Source organism: Streptomyces sp. NRRL S-118, assembly GCF_000716335.1.
Lineage (GTDB): Bacteria > Actinomycetota > Actinomycetes > Streptomycetales > Streptomycetaceae > Streptomyces.
Genome location: NZ_JOBL01000340.1, coordinates 1 through 1,482, shown reverse-complemented (window position 1 = coordinate 1,482; position 1,482 = coordinate 1). Strand labels below are relative to the sequence as shown.

Below are 1,482 nucleotides of genomic sequence, written 5' to 3'. Positions count from 1 at the left end.
CCACGACAACTTCTTCGAACTCGGCGGCGACTCCATCCTCTCCATCCAGGTCATCTCCCACGCCCGCCAGGTGCTCGGCGGACGGCTCTCGCCGCGACTGCTCTTCGAGGCACCGACGGTCGCCGAGCTCGCGGCCGCCGTCACCCCGGAGACGGAGGAGGATGCGGAGGCGGACGGCGTCCCGGTGATCCCGGTGGTGCCGCGCGACGGCCTGCTGCCGATGTCCTTCGGCCAGCAGCGGCTGTGGTTCCTGGAGGACTTCAACGAGGGCGGCACCGAGTACCACTCGGCCGTCGGACTGCGCCTGTCGGGCCGTCTCGACCCGGACGCGCTCCGTGCGGCCGTCGGTGACCTCGTGGCACGCCACGAGGCGCTGCGGACGACGTTCGACGTGGTCGACGGCCGTGGGGTGCAGATCGTCCACCCCGTGCTGGAGCCGGAGTGGCGCACCAGGGAGGCCGCGAGCGAGCAGGTGCTGCGTTCGCTCGCGCAGGAGGAGCTGGCCCGCCCGTACGACCTGCGCACCGGTCCTCTCGTGCGGGTGCTCCTCGTCCGTCTCGGCGCGGACGAGCACGTCTGCGTCCTGGGGATGCACCACATCGTCACGGACGGCTGGTCGATGGGCGTCGCCTCGCGGGAGCTGGGCGAGTTGTACGCGGCCCGCACCGAGGGCCGCGAGCCCCGCCTGCCGGAGGTCCCGGTCCAGTACCCGGACTTCGCCGCCTGGCAGCGCGCCCGGCTGGAGGACGGCGGGCTGCTGGAGGAGCAGCTCGACTGGTGGCGCGCCCGCCTCGACGGCATCTCGCCGCTGGACCTGCCCACCGACCGGCCGCGCCCGGCCGTGCGCTCGTCGAAGGGCGGCGTCCACGGCTTCGACGTGTCGGCCGCCACCGTCGACGGGCTCAAGGAGCTGGCGCACGCGCACGGCGCGACCCTTTTCATGGCGCTGACGGCGGCCGTCAAGGCGGTCTTCGCCCGCTACACCGGGCAGCGGGACATCGCTGTCGGCACGGCGTCCGCCGGCCGGGACGGCGCGGGGCTGGAACAGCTGGTCGGCTTCCTGGTCAACACGGTCGTGCTGCGTTCGGACATCGACCCGGACACGCCCTTCGGCACCCTGCTGCGGCAGGTGCGGGGGACGGTCCTCGACGCGTTCGCCCACGAGGACGTGCCGTTCGAGCGCCTGGTGGAGGCCGTGCAGCCGGAGCGTGACACCAGCCGCACGCCGCTCGTGCAGGCGATGGTGGTACTGCAGAACGCGCCGGGCATGCACCCGAGCCTCGGCGAGGTCCGCGTCACCGACTACCCGCTGGAGCGGGACTCGGCTCTGTTCGACCTGACCATCGAGTTCGAGGAGTACGAGGGCGGCTTGCGGGCGCTTGTCGAGTACAGCGCGGAGCTGTTCGACGCGCCGACGGTCGCGCGCTTCGGGGAGCACCTGAACACACTGCTCTCCGCCGCCGTGGCCGACCCCGCCCGGCC

General features: G+C 72.9%; 1 protein-coding gene. It reads left to right on the top strand.

Translation table 11 applies throughout. The annotated features are described in order from the left end of the window. The coding region (locus IH00_RS36920) for a condensation domain-containing protein (protein WP_039946139.1) at positions 1–1,482 on the top strand (1,482 nt) is incomplete at both ends.